This window comes from Oxynema aestuarii AP17 (assembly GCF_012295525.1).
Taxonomy (GTDB): Bacteria; Cyanobacteriota; Cyanobacteriia; order Cyanobacteriales; family Laspinemataceae; genus Oxynema; species Oxynema aestuarii.
This window is the reverse complement of sequence record NZ_CP051167.1, coordinates 2,513,368-2,527,936: the sequence shown is the minus strand read 5'-3', so window position 1 is coordinate 2,527,936 and position 14,569 is coordinate 2,513,368. Positions and strand designations below refer to the sequence as shown.

Genomic DNA, 14,569 nt, shown 5'->3' with positions numbered 1-14,569 from the left:
ACCACCTTACTCCGTATCCGACGGGGAGTATTCGGGCATCTCAGAGGGTTGGGTCGTCGTCATTTCCGTCCCTTCTGGATAGAATTCCAGACGCAACATCACCTTACCGCGACGCCATTTTTGACCGGGACTGAGCACTTCGCAGTCCAAACCTTCGGAAAATAAATTTTCTTCTTCTAATTTGGTTTGCAGAAGCGCCATAAATTCGCTCACCTTAAACGTGCATTGAAACATTAAATTACTTGCACTGGTAGAGATGACGTCATCGTAACCGAGGGACTCAAATCCATTTTGCATCCTTTCTCTCCCCGTTCTTAATGTTTTAACTGTTGAGTGCGAACGTTTGAAATTGGCTCGGCGATCGCGCCTTGCGCTTAGCGACGCCTCCGGCGTATCGCCGCCCGTCGTGATTACGTCTTAAAAGAACCAACCGTAAGAATGCAGCCCTTTACCCAAAAGATTGACCCCAAGATAGCAGATCCAGACCACGACAAAACCCGTAGCGGCTAAAATCGCGGGTTTCCGTCCTTGCCACCCTCGGGTAATGCGCGCGTGCAAGTAAGCGGCGAAAACCAACCACGTAATCAAAGCCCAGGTTTCTTTCGGGTCCCAACTCCAATACGACCCCCAGGCTTCGTTCGCCCAAACGGCCCCGGCAATAATGCCGATGGTGAGGAGGGGAAAGCCCAATCCAATAATCCGATAGCTGATGTTATCGAGGGTATCGGCGAGGCTGAGACGTTGGGGGGATAGGGGTTCGGCGGCGGTGGTCTTGACTTGCGGACTTAACGATCGCGCAGTTTCGACTTCGACATAATCGAGAACGGCGACACTGGCGCCCGTAGCTTGACCGTTGCGATCGCCGAAGATCGCACTCGCCCCATTCTGGGGGGAATTCGACGACTCAGCCGCCGTAACCGCCGCCGTTTCGCCGTTACGTTGCAGTCGGTAGCGATCGCTGCGATAGGCGCCGTTGCCGATCGAACTGCCCCGCAATTCGATATTTTGACCGCGAGTGACCACCAAAAAGGCGATCGCCAACAGCGAACCGACCATCAACGTCGCGTAAGAAATCATCATGACACTGACGTGCATCATCAGCCAATTCGATTTGAGGGCCGGGACTAACGGTTCCGACACCTGCATTTTGTCCGGTAGCGACAACGCCGCAAATGCCGTAATCGCCATCGCCACCGGGGACGTCACCACGCCGACCAAGCGCGAACGGCTCATTTGTTCGGCAATTAAATGCATCGTCGTTATCCCCCACGCCAAGAAAAAGAGGGATTCGTAAAGATTGCTCAACGGGAAATAACCCGCTTCCAGCCATCGGGCCGCAAGTAACGCCGCCATCGATAAATTGGCGATCGCCATCCCACTCGTTCCCAACGCCGACAGCGCTGGAATTCCCGGAAATGCCGCCCCAACCCAATACACGAGCATGGTTAAAAAGAGGACGGCAAAAGAAGCATTATCTAACCAATTCTGGAGTACAACCAGATCCATGAAATGTTTCTCCCCAACATTTTGGAGTTTTCAAAAACGAGAGAAAGCTCAGAATAAAATTTTCTCTCCCAATCATATCCATCGTACCGATTCTTGGGGCGTTCGGCGTGCTGCTGTCAAAATCAAAACCGCGATCGCACATCAAAGCCGCATATTGCCCGGGTTAGCCCGGACCGTAAACGGGAGACAGGAGTATCGTCGTCCCCGCCGCTTCCCCAGATTGGCAAAAGCGATCCTTAATTCCTTCAAAAAAATAAGATACACTGAGAAATACTGTGAGAAACTCTCAAAAATGTCCGACCCGCAAAACCTTCTCAACTATCCCCAAACCCGCCAAAGCGATATCGTCGATAACTACCACGGAACCGCCGTCCCCGACCCCTACCGTTGGCTCGAAGATCCCGAGTCCGAAGAAACAAAAGCTTGGGTAGAAGCCCAAAATAAAGTTACATTTTCCTATCTCGAAACCATCCCCGAAACGCAGCTCATTAAAGACCGTCTCACCCAACTGTGGAACTACGAAAAATACGGAACCCCCTTCAAAAAAGATCGCCGCTATTTTTATTTTAAAAACGACGGACTCCAAAATCAAAGCGTTCTCTACGTCCTCGAATCTCTCGACGGCGAACCGCGCGTTTTACTCGATCCCAATACCCTTTCCGAAGATGGAACCGTCGCCCTTTCCGGAATTGCCATTAGCGAAAATGCCCGTTATATGGCCTACGGATTATCCCGTTCCGGCTCGGATTGGCAAGAATGGCACGTTTTGGAGATCGATCGCGGCGAGGATCTCTCGGATCGTTTAAAATGGATTAAATTTTCCGGTGCGTCCTGGACGCACGACCATCTAGGATTTTTCTACAGTCGCTACGACGAACCCGACGAAAAAACACAATTTGAAAGTGTCAACTACTACCAAAAACTCTACTACCATCGCTTGGGTACCCCCCAATCCGAAGACGTTCTCATCTACGAACGCCCCGACGAGAAAGAGTGGGGATTTAGTGGAGGCGTCACCGAGGATGGCAAGTATTTAATTATTAGTGTCTGGAAAGGAACCGATCCGAAAAATTTAGTCTTTTATAAAGACTTGACCGACCCAGATGCTCAAGTGGTCGAATTAATTCAAAACTTTGAAGCCAGTTATAGTTTTATAGATAATGACGATCGCCGCTTCTGGTTTCAAACCGATCTCGACGCCCCCCGAGGACGGATTATCGCGATCGATATCGATACGGGAACGCGATCGCAAATTATTGCCGAAGCTGAAGAAACCCTCGAAGGAATTGGGGTTCTCAATAACCGTTTCATCACCGAATATCTGAAAGACGCCCGCAGTCAAATTAAAATCTTTAATCTCGACGGAACTTTCGTGCGCGAAGTCGAATTACCCGGCGTCGGTTCTGTAGGGGGTTTTGGCGGCAAACGTAGCGACACGGAAACCTTTTACAGCTTCACCAGCTTCACGACGCCGACGACGATTTATCGCTACGATATGGTCGCGGGTGAAAGTACGATTTACCGTCAGCCTACGGTCGATTTCGATCCCGAAGATTACGCGATCGAGCAAGTCTTTTACCACAGTAAAGATGGCACTCGCATTCCGATGTTTGTCACCCACAAAAAAGGGGTAAAGCGCAACGGCAACAATCCGACGTATTTATACGGTTATGGCGGTTTCAATGTCTCCCTAACGCCGACCTTTTCTGTCAGTCAGTTAGTGTGGATGGAACTCGGGGGAATTTTAGCCATTCCTAATTTACGCGGCGGCGGCGAATACGGGGAAGACTGGCACCAAGCGGGGACAAAGTTAAACAAACAAAATGTATTTGACGACTTCATTGCGGCGGCGGAATGGTTAATTGAAAACCGCTATACCTCGACTGAAAAATTGGCGATCGCCGGAGGGAGTAATGGGGGTTTATTAGTCGGCGCCTGCATGACGCAACGCCCGGATTTATTCGCCGCCGCTTTACCCGCCGTCGGCGTGATGGATATGTTGCGTTTCCATAAATTTACCATCGGTTGGGCTTGGTGTTCGGATTTTGGTTCTCCGGAAAATCCAGAAGAATTTAAAGCTTTATATGCGTATTCTCCCTTACACAATCTCAAATCGGGTACGGCTTATCCCGCGACTTTAATTACGACGGCAGATCGGGACGATCGCGTAGTTCCCGCCCATAGTTTTAAGTTTGCTGCTGCTTTACAAGCTGCTCACAATGGCACCCATCCAGTCTTAATTCGGATCGAAACCAAAGCGGGACATGGGGCGGGAAAACCGACAGCTAAAATTATCGATGAAATAGCAGATAAATGGGGCTTTCTCGTCAAAATTCTCGATATTTCTGTAGACTTTAAAACAGCAAAAGCCTAGCTGTTTGTCGGGCGATCGCTCTAAAAGCAGGTGCGCTCGATCGCCGATCGAGCGCACCTGCTAAAACACAGATTTCGTGAGAACTATATTTCCCGACCGAGAGGTCTCCGTTCCCAGGGACTGGCTCGTTAGGAATTTAAGTAAGTATAGCCGCTCAGACTTTGTTCGTAATTTCGCAATAGCCGTTGGGATTCTTGCAAGGTAATCGTTCCTTCTTGCAAAGCTTGTTCCGTTTGCTTGCGAATGCTTTCGACTAAATCTTCGGCGTCGTACTGGACGTAACCGAGGACTTCGGTGACCGAATCTCCTTTGACCACGTGTTCGATTTGATACCCCTTCGGGGTTAACTTGATATGCACCGTATTGGTATCGCCGAATAAGTTATGGAGGTTGCCCATAATTTCCTGATAAGCTCCCCCGAGAAACATCCCCAAATAATAAGGTTCGTCGGGGTGGAGCGGGTGTAACTCCAGTAAGGATTTGACGTCGAGCAGGTCGATAAAACGGTCGATTTTGCCGTCGCTATCGCAAGTGAGATCGGCGAGGGTCGCGCGGATGTTCGGCTTTTCGTCGAGGCGGTGCAGGGGGACGATCGGGAAGAGCTGGTCGATCGCCCAACTATCCGGGGCCGATTGGAATACGGAGAGATTGACGTAATAGATCGACGCCATAATTTTTTCGAGATCTTCCAAATCGTCGGGAACGTATTCCTGTTCGCCGACGATCGCCTGAATTTTGCGACAACAGGCCCAATACAACTGCTCGGCCCTGGCGCGTTCGCGCAAGCTCAAATAGCCGAAATTGAACAAGCTAATTGCTTCTTCTTTAAACTGGATGGCGTCGTGATAGGCTTCCTGATAATTTTCGACCGCGATCGCCCGATAGGTTTCGTAGAGATTGCGTAAAATCAGGTGTTCCTTCTCCTGAGTCGGTTCGGGCAGATCCGTGCAGACCTCGCTCGTTCCGAGGACGTCAAACACCAATACAGACTGATGGGAGGCGATCGCCCGTCCGCTTTCGCTAATCAACGTCGGCACGGGAAGATCCCGCTCTTGACAGGCTTCTTTCACCTCGGCGACGATATCGTTGGCATAATTCTGCATGTTGTAGTTTTTCGAGGCGTGGAAATTGGTTTTCGACCCGTCGTAGTCCACCGCCAAACCGCCGCCGACATCGAGATATTTCATCTGCGCCCCGGATTGAGCCAAAGACACGTAAATCTGACTCGCTTCGCGGATGGCGTCTTTAATCACGCTAATCGAGGAAATCTGAGAACCGATATGGAAGTGCAGCAGTTGCAAACAGTGGAGCATGTTCGCCGCTTCCAACTGCTCGATCGCCCGTACGATCTCCGGAATCGTCAGCCCGAATTTGGCGCGATCGCCCGAGGAACCGCCCCAACGTCCGATTCCCTTGCTCGTCAATTTGGCGCGCACTCCCAAGACCGGATCGATTCCGAGCGATCGCGCCGCGTCGATGGCGATCTGCACCTCTTCCACCTGTTCGAGGACGACGATCGCCGTTTGGCCCAAGCGTCGGGCTAACATCGCCGTTTCGATATAGGCTCGGTCTTTATACCCATTACAAATCAGCAACGCTCCCGGTGTCTTCAACGTCGCCAAGGCGATCGCCAACTCCGGTTTCGATCCGGCTTCGAGACCGAATTGATAGGGTTCGCCAAAACGCACCAAATCCTCGATCAAATGTCGCTGTTGGTTGCACTTGATCGGAAACACCCCGCGATAGCTTCCGGGATACTTGTAGCGGGCGATCGCCTTGGCAAAACAGGCATTGAGCCGCTCGATCCGATCTTCCAAAATATCGGAAAAGCGAATCAGCAACGGTAATCCCAGATCGCGCAACTTGAGGGCCTGCACCAACTCGTACAGGTCCAACGACCCGCCGCGTTCCCCTTTCGGCGAAACGATCGCGTGTCCCGCCGCATTAATGGAAAAATACGGTTCTCCCCATCCTTTAATCCGATAGAGTTCTTCGCTCTGCTCGATCGTCCACGACGGCGCTACGTCTTTCGCCGCCGGGCGATCGTCCTCCTCCACCCCCGATTCGTTGGGGGCTCGGCGATCGGCCCCGGTGTCGGTTTCTTCTCGTATCGGCTCTAAACCCATGCGCGTCCCTTGACCTCCCTGGTAAGCTGTCGAGTACAACGTTTAGCAGTCGCACTATAGTAAGCTGTTTCTCTTTTAAAATGCATATAGCATTCCTAAATAATTGGTAACCCAAGTCGGGAGTAAGATGCTCTCCCTCCCAAGGATTTCAGTCGGAATACGGCATTGTCATGTCCCTACAACCGATGAATTTTTCAACCGATTGAGGAGGGCTATAGGAGTAAAGCTCGTCATTGAACATTCATCACAACATTAATAACAACATTAATAACAATCCGCATCCAGATAGTGAGAGCCGGACTGAAAATGTTGGCGGCGAGGGATGTTTAAAAACTCTCGAATTTCTTGCAGAGAATTTCCTAAATAACGCTCCCATTTCATTCCAAGAAGCGAGTAACTTCGCAGTCCCCGCTCGAAACTTTCCAGCATTTTTTGACGATATTCGCGTTCGGTAACGGTGGCAGAGGGAGATAAAGGGGTTAAACGACCTTCGAGATCTGATAAATAGTCTTCAACGGTTACTTTTGACGTCAACCTTCCCAGTTTGAAAGACGCATAGGTAAATTTTTCGCAGGTTGCAATAAAGTTGGGAAAGACAAACTTTTTTACTGAGTTGTAGTTTTTCGTTTTTTGCCACAGTGGAAATGCCTCTTTCAACCATTTGCGAGCCTCTTCGAGTCCCGTTTCAATCCACTCTGCAACAATGGGAACGGCGGCTTGTAAACGAACTTGACCCATCATGAACCCATAAAGACAGAGTTCCTCGGTTAAAATGAGTCGATCTCGTTCGTAACATTCAGGCTTCTCGTACATAACAAATCCCCCATCCCACCCGTAGTGATAAATTTCCGTGATTAGATGGTAAAAGTCATGGGTTTGGCGGATCGAGCGAAAAAGCCACTCAATTTCCGAACGAGGAATTGTCGGATTTTTATCGAATTCGTAAAATTTCCCGCGACACATATATTGGAAATAAGCCCCCCCTAATGTGTGGACTGGAAATTGATATAAATCTTCCGGCGATAACTTTTTCATGAGATAGCCTTCTCGATAAAGCCTGTCCAGATCGATGAGAGTAAGGGGTTGCGCAGAAGGAACACCAACGAACTTGGACGAGGAGCCGTTGCGAGAGATTTTGGAACTGGCGATCGACCAATTAATCGCTATTGTAGTTGGACTACCAATCTGAGCTAAATGTTGACGCAAGCGATCGTATTTTAAAGATAATTGTGAAGGGGGGGTCAGAGAAAAATTAGATCCGTCAGGTTGTACGCTGGCTGTTCCAGCATAGGCTTCCGCTTCCTTAAGATACCAGTCGAGATTTTGGGAGGTCATTCTTAAAGATTGGGTTGGATTTATGATTGGAGTGATGATGTTTCGATTTAACTTTTGAGGGGTTCGGGGAGCTATAAGTCCCGCGCTGTATGCGAAGCATCAGCGTCAGGATACATGGACTCCCCTTGAAAAGTCTCATCCCCACCCTGCGGGAAGGGTCAAGCCCTACGATGGGGATGAGACCAGCATTTATCAGCAGCTATAGTCTGTAGTAAATTATAGTCATGCTGACCATGAACTACACCTACCGAATCTATCCAAATGTCGTACAGCAGACTGAACTGCGGTCGTGGCTTGAGACGTGCACAGGCGTATATAACTACGCTTTACGCGAACTCAAAGACTGGATTGCTTCTCGTAAGTGTTCGGTAGACCGATGTTCGTTGGAAAGGGAATACATCATTCCCGCCGATGAGCCATTCCCGTCTTACCACCGTCAGCAGAATAACCTGCCCAAAGCAAAGAAGCAATTCCCGCATCTAGGTAAGGTACATTCTCAGGTGTTACAGACCACAATTCGCAGACTGCACGATACCTGGGAGGCATTTGTGAAACGGGGACACGGATTCCCTCGTTTCAAAAAGTTCGGTCAGTTCAAATCCTTTGTGTTTCCCCAATTCAAGAACAATCCCATCAATGGCTTCACAATCAAGTTGCCAAAAATTGGGAAAGTGTCTATCAACCTGCATCCCCCCTTCGCCCCCCTTTCAAAGGGGGGTTGGGGGGATACAGGTAAGGGTACTGTCCAGGGTACGGGGTACACAATGGTACGTTGTCGTCACGATTGAGTCGAGCGTATCAGTTCCCGATGCTCCAGTTCACGGTCGCGCGATCGGGATTGACCTGGGATTGGAGCGATTCTTGAGCGCTTCCGATCGCTCTTTCCAAGAGCGACCCCAGTTTTTCAAGTCGATGCAACGCAAGCTGAAATTGCTGCAACGCAGAGCAGCACGAAAACAGAAGGGTTCTCAAAACTGGGAAAAGGCGGGGCACAAACCATCTTTGCAGAAGATCTCAACGTCACGGGGTTGACGAGAGGAATGCTGCGAAAAGATTGTGTAGATGCTGCCTTCGGACAATTCCTGTCTCTGACGGAATGGGTTTGCTGGAAACGGGGAGTCTACTTTGCTAAAGTCAATCCCAACGGCACCAGTCAAACCTGCCCCAACTGCCTTGCTACGGTCAGCAAGGGGTTGGAAGTCAGAGAGCATCATTGTCCTGAGTGTGGGTATCGAACGCATCGCGAACGTGCTGCAGCAGAGATGGTTTTGCATCGTGGACTAGAAAACGTAGTATCCCAGGGACTCTGGGGAACGGAAACCGCCTGTCAAGTCGGTCTGTCGGGGGTCTATGACCTAGATAAGTGGCGCGGGGCCCGAATACCCAATCGTGAGGCTGGGAAGCCCGCGCTGTAATCTTTGATTCAGCGTCGGGAGGATGTCACTCATTATCTTCTTCGATCGGCAATGTTACAGCACTCGGGCGTCTGATGAGGTATAGCGCCGATCCCTACCCTTTCAAAGGGGGGCGAAGGGGGGATAGGGGGGGATCGAGGAAAGTCCCTTTTTTTTAAGGGGGATTTAGGGGGATCTAAATGTCTTGCATAGCAGAGGAAAATATTGTATAGCCTTACTCATGTTCACTAAGTTGGCTTTTCCATCCTTACAGTTTGAGGACGGCAAGTCGATGGTACGGCTTCGGGCGATCGCACTACGGCCCAGTCGGGTTCGACGATTCCCCTCCGAAACGCCAAATTCTGAGATAATCTGGGTTCTGTATGCTCAGATCCAGTTGTAGGAGATCGTTTTGGAACGTACCTTTATCGCCATCAAACCCGATGGAGTCCAGCGCCGACTCGTCGGCGAGATCGTCGGTCGCTTTGAAAGCAAGGGCTTTAAACTCGTCGGTCTTAAAGTCATGACTGTCAGCCGCGAACTCGCCGAACAGCATTACGACGTCCACCGAGAAAAACCCTTTTTCTCCAGCTTGGTGAACTTCATCACCTCCAGCCCCGTCGTGGCAATGGTTTGGGAAGGTGAAGGCGTGGTCGCTTCCGCTCGCAAGCTGATCGGCGCCACCAATCCCCTGAGTGCCGAACCCGGAACGATCCGGGGCGATTTCGGCATCAGCGTCGGTCGCAACTTGATCCACGGTTCCGATGCGGTCGAAACGGCCCAACGGGAGATCGCCCTTTGGTTTAAAGAGGAAGAACTCGTGTCTTGGGAAGAAAGTAGCCACCGTTGGCTGTACGAGTAGGGTAACGACTGCTTCTCGTCGAACGGTTCCGGTACGCGCGGGGAAAGGCGATCGCGCCTTTCTCCGGGCATTCTAAGTCTCGCCGGACCGTTCGCCGTCGGCGATCGCCTCCGCTTCGGTTTCCGCCTCGGGTTCTTCGAGACGACGTTCGGAAAAGCCCCAAATAAACAAGGCGATCACCACAATAACAGTCAGCCATTCCGGGGGAACGATCTGCTCGTCAACTACCCGCAAGAGGAGGCGCAACCCGATAAAACCGACGGTAATATAGCCCGCATCTTCGAGATGGGTGTAAATTTTCAACCACTGGATGAACAATTCCGCCATAAACCGTAAGGCGATAATACCGATCGTGGCTCCGGTTAGAATGATCCAGGTTTGCTCGGAGATGGCGATCGCGGCGGTGACGCTATCGAGGGAAAAGGCCAAATCGGTCATGGCAATCAGGGGAATGGTCTGCCACAGGGACGTGTAGCGCGGACCGTGATGGTGTCCTTCTTCGTCTTCGGCGGAGGTGAAATACTGAAACACCAACCACAACAGGTACAAGGCACCCATTAACTCGAATTGCCAGTAGCGGATCACCCAAGTCGCCATGACGATCAGGGTCATGCGCAGGACGAAAGCGGCGATCAAGCCGATATCGAGGGCTTGCCGTTGTCGCTTGCTGTCGGGCAGTCCTTGGGCGATCGAGGCTAAGGCGATCGCGTTATCTGCAGACAAGACGCCTTCTAAGGCAACCAAGATTGCCAATAAGAGAAATGTATGAAATCCTAGGTCGTTGGGGTAAAAGTCTAAAAATTGGTTGACCATTAACGATATTTTGACAAATTTTTTTGTTCTTCGATGGGGCAGCTCCTCAAAACCGAAACGGTTTTTCACGGGCGATCGAAGGCCGAGGACGCCCGAGGGATCGGCAAGCTTAACCTTGTTCTAGGATAACCGTTCTCGCTACCCGATCGATGGCTCGATCGACCCGGGGGAGATTTTTGGGGATCGCAAGGGCGGGATCGTCTGGCAACCCCTTGTCATGGCTCGATTGTCTGCCGTTGAAGTCTACGGGGAGAGCGGGGGCGATCGCCTGGGGCGCTACCCTGGGAATCGATCGGGGGACTTGAATCTTATCGATTTATATTGCATCTTGTAACAAGTTCTTCCAGAAATGGACGATATACCGGAAATTGGATAAGAATTCGCTCTTATTTTAGGAGGTTTAATCTATGGGACTTTCTGAAGCTCAAGTCTTGACCGCGTTAGTCATCGCCTTGCTGCCGGGCTTCTTAGCCTTCCGCTTGGCGACCGAACTCTACAAGTAGAGTCGGGGCGTCATTGTGCCTGATGCCTGCCGCGATCGCTCCAAACCTCGAACGATCGCGGCAGGTATCGTCCCCCGCTCGCCGTCTCGCCCCTCGTCCTCGCGCTACAGTCCGGCGATCGAGCGGTTTTCAGAGGAATGCTCTTCAACCCCACTCAATTCAACGCCCCCCTTCGCGAAAAGCTTCGTATTTTTCGGGATCCGCACGGAATTTCAAGATCATGAACGCCATCCAACCTCCCAGACCCCCGCTCGTTCCGATTGAAGGGCGTCAGTCCAAACGTCGTCCGCGTCGGCAACCGTCACGACGCCATCCCCATCGGGCGATCGCGGCGGAAGTCACTACTAAATTAGCAGTTCAGTTGCTCGTTTCGGTGGTGGCGGTCTCCACGTTAGTCAAGTTAGTGCCGTATCAAGAAACCCAGCAGGAAAAACTCGACGAGATTCGCGCGGAAGTTCAAAAAACGAACCGTCGGGTCGATCGCCTGCAAGCGGATTTCAGCCGTTATTTCTCCCCGGAACAAACGGTGAATTTGATGGAAGAGCAAAGCTACAAGGTCGATCCGACGGAAATACAGATTATTTGGAAGCAACCGGAAACCGAAAGTGTGGCGGAATCGGCTTCCGATCTGGCGACCCCGTGAGCGACGCTTCACCCTTCGTCCCCGGGGGATTGTGGGGACAGCAGTTGGCGTAAAGCTCGGTCGAGCTGACGGGAACGGCGACGGCGATCGGCCTCGTCGAGGGAGGGGTCGAGATCGAGGACGGCTTGACTGCGGCGGTAGTCGGCGATCGCCGCGTTCCAATCACCTAATTCGTGGTAAGTGCGACCGCGTTCGGCATAGGCGATCGCCGCGTGTTCGCCCAGGGCGAGGGCAAAATCGAAGCTTTCCAAAGCCAGTTCGTAAATTTCCAAGTCGCGCAAGGTCATCCCTTGGTTGATCCAGGCCCGTCCGTTGAATGGATCGAGGTCGAGGGCGCGATCGTAGTCGATCGAGGCTTCGACGAGGAGCCCCTGACGGGCGTAGGCGTTGCCTCGGTTGTTGTAAGCCTGAGACAGATGGTCGTCGAGGGCGATCGCCCGGTTGAAATCGGCGATCGCCGCCTCGAGATCGCCGCGATAGAAGTACATCAAACCGCGATTGTTATAATCCCTCGCCTGGGGAGAACCCGAGGCGATCGCGCCGTTCAAGGCGGCGATCGCCGCGTCGTACTCTCCCTGGCGAGCGCAACGGGCAGCACGGGCGCGTGCTTCGGCGATCGACCCTCCGGGTTCGGCGGGGGGATCTCCCCGTCGTCCGCTCCCGATCTCGATCCTAGGCGGGAGGGAACACCCCTGAGTATTGGCAAATGAATCGAGCGGACAGCAAGGGTTGGCACGAGAAACGGACATGACGGATTCCTCTTTTGCGTTACTGAGATCAGCCTAAGACCTCTCCCGTGCCTTGAGGTTCGCCGATGTGTCACTTTGACAAGCGGATCGCTGGCGAGAGAATTTAGGGGGCGTTGGCGACCACCACTTGTTCGCTCAACCGCTCGACCGCCGCTCGGTATTGATTGTCCGCTTCCGTCGCCAGTCCGTTACGACCGATCGCCTCCGCCGCGACCACCACATCGGGAACGATGCCCAACTTGTTGATATCGTGGTGATTCGGCGTTTCGTACTTCGCCACGGTCACCGCGACGCCCGAACCGTCGGCGAGGTCGAACAGGGATTGAATCAGCCCCTTACCGAAAGTTTTTTCGCCGACCAACTGAGCGCGCCCGTTATCTTGCAAGGCTCCGGCGAGAATTTCGCTGGCGCTCGCCGTGCCTTGATTGACGAGAACCACGAGGGGGGCATCGGTGAGGGCTTGTCCCGTGGCGTCGAAACTGCCGAGAATCCCCTGGCGGTTCACCGTGTAGACGATCGTGCCGCGATCGAGCCATAGGCGGGCGATTTCGACCCCCGCTTGCAGCAGTCCGCCGGGATTGTTCCTCAAGTCGAGGACGTAGCCGTTGACGCCGCGATTTTCCAGCTCTTCGATCGCCCGTCCGACTTCTTCGGTCGCGTTGGCATTAAATTGACTCAAGCGGATGTAACCGACCTTGAAACCGTCGGGGGTGGTTTTCAAGTCGGCCACCACCGGATTGAGGGCGATGCGATCGCGCACCAAAGCCACGGATTCCGTCGTCGCCTCGCTTCCTCGGCTCACGGTCAGGGTCACCGTCGTGCCGATCGGACCGCGCATTTTCGCCGCCGCTTCGTCGAGGGTCAGACCGACGGTGGACACCCCATCAATTTCCACAATGCGATCGCGCGGTTGTAACCCGGCAGCTTGAGCGGGAGAACCGTCAATCGGGGCGACCACTTCAATCGTTCCCGTTTCCCCATCCAGGGCAATTTGCAACCCAATTCCGGTCAATTCTCCCGAGGTATTGACTTGCAAACTGCGATATTGTTCGGGCCTTAAAAAGCGGGTAAACGGATCGTCGAGACGGGCGAGCATTTTTTCGATCGCCTCGTAGGTTTCCTCCCGATTTCTAAACGGATGTTTGAGGGCATTTTGACGGACAAACCACCAATTTTGATGGTTGAAAGATTCGTCCACATACGCTTGATTGACAATTCGCCAAACTTGCATGAATAAATTTTGGTCTTCGCTTAGAGCTGCTGCCGGAGCGACCCAACAGCCGAAAGCGATAGCCAGTTGTAGCACGAAGACGAAAGCAACGGAGAAAACTCGTTTGTACATATTACTTACGGTCGAAGTCTCAAAAATACTCATCTGCCGTCCGGTGAAGGAGAACGAGCCGCAAAAACGGCAGCCACGGAAACGAGCGATCGCCGACGGTCGGCGCTCCCCAAAGGTCGCTCCCCTCGGCGCTCCCCCACCCCAGAATCGATGCGGCTGGCTGGGATTTATGAAAACCTTGTTTAGACTATGTTACATTTTTGATCGACGGCTAATATTCTTTCGGAACGCTTCGTTCATGTTTTCAAAAGAGGTATCTAACTCCAAAGTCTATCAGTGGTTTGAAGAACGCTTAGAAGTTCAGGCGATCGCTGATGACATCTCCAGCAAGTACGTCCCGCCTCACGTTAACATTTTCTATTGCTTGGGCGGGATTACCCTGGTTTGCTTCTTAATCCAGTTCGCTACTGGATTCGCTATGACTTTCTACTATCGGCCCACGGTGACCGAAGCCTTTGCTTCCGTTCAATACATCATGACCGAAGTCAACTTCGGTTGGCTGATTCGCTCGATCCATCGCTGGTCTGCGAGCATGATGGTCTTGATGATGATCCTGCACGTGTTCCGGGTCTATCTGACGGGGGGTTTCAAAAAACCTCGCGAACTGACCTGGGTGACCGGGGTGATTCTCGCCGTGATTACCGTGTCTTTCGGCGTGACTGGATATTCTTTACCCTGGGATCAAATTGGCTATTGGGCCGTTAAAATCGTTTCTGGCGTTCCCGAAGCCATTCCGGTCGTCGGTTCGACAATCGTCGAGTTGATGCGCGGCGGCACCAGCGTCGGTCAAGGGACGTTGACTCGCTATTACAGTCTGCACACCTTCGTCCTGCCTTGGCTGATTGCGGTGTTCATGTTGCTGCACTTCTTGATGATCCGCAAACAAGGGATTTCCGGTCCGTTGTAAACCGCTAACTCAATG

The 14,569-nt window shown here is 52.2% G+C and carries 15 protein-coding genes; 8 read left to right on the top strand and 7 right to left on the bottom strand.

All coding sequences use genetic code 11. From position 1 onward, the window contains the following. Positions 1-6 precede the first annotated feature (6 nt). Positions 7-297, bottom strand: a complete 291-nt coding sequence (locus tag HCG48_RS10275; protein ID WP_168569080.1) for a KGK domain-containing protein — start codon at positions 295-297, stop codon at positions 7-9. 120 nt (positions 298-417) lie between these two features. After that, positions 418-1,506, bottom strand: coding sequence for a c-type cytochrome biogenesis protein CcsB (ccsB, locus tag HCG48_RS10270; protein ID WP_168569079.1), 1,089 nt, complete (start codon positions 1,504-1,506; stop codon positions 418-420). A 292-nt stretch (positions 1,507-1,798) separates the two neighbouring features. Between ccsB and HCG48_RS10265 the strand changes: the two genes are divergently transcribed. Continuing rightward, a complete protein-coding gene (locus HCG48_RS10265) occupies positions 1,799-3,880 on the top strand; it encodes a prolyl oligopeptidase family serine peptidase (protein ID WP_168569078.1) in 2,082 nt (693 codons plus the stop codon). A gap of 128 nt (positions 3,881-4,008) precedes the next feature. Here HCG48_RS10265 and speA read toward each other — a convergent pair whose 3' ends face one another. Then, positions 4,009-6,045 (bottom strand): biosynthetic arginine decarboxylase, encoded by a 2,037-nt coding sequence (gene speA, locus HCG48_RS10260; RefSeq protein ID WP_445974478.1) that lies wholly within the window; start codon positions 6,043-6,045, stop codon positions 4,009-4,011. A gap of 225 nt (positions 6,046-6,270) precedes the next feature. Continuing rightward, complete coding sequence (locus HCG48_RS10255; RefSeq protein ID WP_168569077.1) at positions 6,271-7,341, bottom strand: Coq4 family protein; 1,071 nt, start codon at positions 7,339-7,341, stop codon at positions 6,271-6,273. Positions 7,342-7,565: 224 nt separating this feature from the next. On the opposite strand from HCG48_RS10255, the gene HCG48_RS25975 reads away from it, so the two are divergent. The 4 genes from HCG48_RS25975 to ndk all read left to right on the top strand — a co-directional run bounded on the left by HCG48_RS25975 (position 7,566) and on the right by ndk (position 9,597). Then, the gene (locus HCG48_RS25975) at positions 7,566-8,129 is read left to right on the top strand and encodes an RNA-guided endonuclease InsQ/TnpB family protein (protein WP_246260017.1); all 564 of its coding nucleotides are present in this window, start codon (positions 7,566-7,568) and stop codon (positions 8,127-8,129) included. A 61-nt stretch (positions 8,130-8,190) separates the two neighbouring features. Continuing rightward, positions 8,191-8,373 (top strand): hypothetical protein, encoded by a 183-nt coding sequence (locus HCG48_RS25970; RefSeq protein WP_246260015.1) that lies wholly within the window; start codon positions 8,191-8,193, stop codon positions 8,371-8,373. A gap of 8 nt (positions 8,374-8,381) precedes the next feature. Next, positions 8,382-8,756 (top strand): zinc ribbon domain-containing protein, encoded by a 375-nt coding sequence (locus tag HCG48_RS25965; RefSeq protein WP_246260014.1) that lies wholly within the window; start codon positions 8,382-8,384, stop codon positions 8,754-8,756. A 391-nt stretch (positions 8,757-9,147) separates the two neighbouring features. Further along, the gene (gene ndk / locus HCG48_RS10245) at positions 9,148-9,597 is read left to right on the top strand and encodes a nucleoside-diphosphate kinase (protein WP_168569076.1); all 450 of its coding nucleotides are present in this window, start codon (positions 9,148-9,150) and stop codon (positions 9,595-9,597) included. Positions 9,598-9,669: 72 nt separating this feature from the next. Here the strand turns inward: ndk and HCG48_RS10240 are convergent, their stop codons facing one another. Beyond that, positions 9,670-10,410: a MeeY/MeeF family manganese export membrane protein gene (locus tag HCG48_RS10240; protein WP_168569075.1), complete on the bottom strand. Its 741-nt coding sequence runs from the start codon at positions 10,408-10,410 to the stop codon at positions 9,670-9,672. A 407-nt stretch (positions 10,411-10,817) separates the two neighbouring features. On the opposite strand from HCG48_RS10240, the gene psaM reads away from it, so the two are divergent. After that, positions 10,818-10,913 carry a photosystem I reaction center subunit XII gene (gene psaM / locus HCG48_RS10235; RefSeq protein ID WP_168569074.1) on the top strand — a complete coding sequence of 32 codons (96 nt, stop codon included), beginning with the start codon at positions 10,818-10,820 and terminating at the stop codon, positions 10,911-10,913. A gap of 220 nt (positions 10,914-11,133) precedes the next feature. Then, positions 11,134-11,556, top strand: coding sequence for a slr1601 family putative cell division protein (locus tag HCG48_RS10230; protein ID WP_168569073.1), 423 nt, complete (start codon positions 11,134-11,136; stop codon positions 11,554-11,556). Positions 11,557-11,564: 8 nt separating this feature from the next. Here HCG48_RS10230 and HCG48_RS10225 read toward each other — a convergent pair whose 3' ends face one another. Continuing rightward, positions 11,565-12,305 (bottom strand): tetratricopeptide repeat protein, encoded by a 741-nt coding sequence (locus tag HCG48_RS10225; protein WP_168569072.1) that lies wholly within the window; start codon positions 12,303-12,305, stop codon positions 11,565-11,567. A gap of 103 nt (positions 12,306-12,408) precedes the next feature. Further along, on the bottom strand, positions 12,409-13,647 hold the full coding sequence (gene ctpA / locus HCG48_RS10220; RefSeq protein ID WP_168571833.1) for a carboxyl-terminal processing protease CtpA: 1,239 nt from the start codon (positions 13,645-13,647) through the stop codon (positions 12,409-12,411). Between the two features lie 238 nt (positions 13,648-13,885). Between ctpA and petB the strand changes: the two genes are divergently transcribed. Beyond that, positions 13,886-14,554, top strand: a complete 669-nt coding sequence (gene petB, locus HCG48_RS10215; protein ID WP_168569071.1) for a cytochrome b6 — start codon at positions 13,886-13,888, stop codon at positions 14,552-14,554. Positions 14,555-14,569 lie beyond the last annotated feature (15 nt).